This window comes from Pyrinomonadaceae bacterium (assembly GCA_036277115.1).
GTDB lineage: Bacteria > Acidobacteriota > Blastocatellia > Pyrinomonadales > Pyrinomonadaceae > UBA11740.
Genome location: DASUNM010000025.1, coordinates 1 through 1,050 on the forward strand (window position 1 = coordinate 1; position 1,050 = coordinate 1,050).

At 62.9% G+C, this 1,050-nt stretch carries 1 pseudogene; it reads left to right on the plus strand.

Features of this window, described 5'->3' with window-relative positions:
• Positions 1 to 185 precede the first annotated feature (185 nt).
• A pseudogene (locus tag VFX97_16210) lies at positions 186 to 940 on the plus strand (IS5 family transposase).
• The last annotated feature ends 110 nt before the right edge of the window (positions 941 to 1,050 follow it).

Below are 1,050 nucleotides of genomic sequence, written 5' to 3' on the forward strand. Positions count from 1 at the left end.
CTCGGCTCGCAAGTGGGCCTTGCCCGTTGGCGTCCGGCGCAGGCATGCGAGCACCTGCCCTTAAGAAGGCACTGCCCGGCACCGGTGCAAGTTTGTAAACAGGCCTAGGGCGTGTCGTCAGTTAGGGGATTCCTAGCGAGGTGAAAGAGTGATTCATAGGCGATCAGCTTGATGGGAGCTGATCGATGCGGCGATACGCGTTGCGGGACGACCAATGGGAGCGGATCGAGACTTTGTTGCCGGGGCGGGAGGGGCATGTCGGCGGAACGGCGGCCGACAATCGGTTGTTCGTCGAAGCGGTGCTGTATCGGTATCGAGCCGGGATTCCCTGGCGCGATCTGCCGGAGCGCTTCGGCGACTGGAAGAATACGCACCAGCGCTTCAGCCGATGGCGCAAGGCCGGCGTGTTCGATCGCATCTTCAAGCACTTGGCCGGCGATCCCGACAACGAGTACGTGATGATCGACTCGACCATCGTGCGCGCCCATCAGCACAGCGCCGGGGCGCGCAAAAAAGGGGCGAAGAGCAAGCCCTCGGCCGCTCCCGAGGCGGCTTGACGACCAAGATCCATGCCGTCGTCGACGCGCTCGGCAACCCAATCGCGCTGGCCCTCACGCCAGGTCAGGCGCACGATCTCGAACCGGCGCTCGCCTTGCTCGCCGAGACCGACCCGCAGGCCGTGATCGGCGACAAAGCCTTCGATGCCGATCGCCTGATCGAGCCGCTTCTCGAGGCCGGCATCACGCCTGTGATCCCCTCCAAAAGCAACCGAACCGTCCGACGACCCTGCGACTTCGCGCTCTACAAGGAGCGCAACCTTATCGAACGCTTCTTCAATAAACTCAAACAGTTCAGAGGGATCGCGACGCGCTATGACAAAATCGCCGCAAACTTCCTTGCCGCCGTCCAACTCACCGCAACCGTCATCTTGCTCAACTGACGACACGCCCTAGGTACATTTATCCGCAGCGCCTCAGCGGTGGTGCCGCTTGCCGCACTGTGGCTCGTCTTTTCGGCAGCAGCCGTTGCTCAGCAGGCGTCCGCCACCGG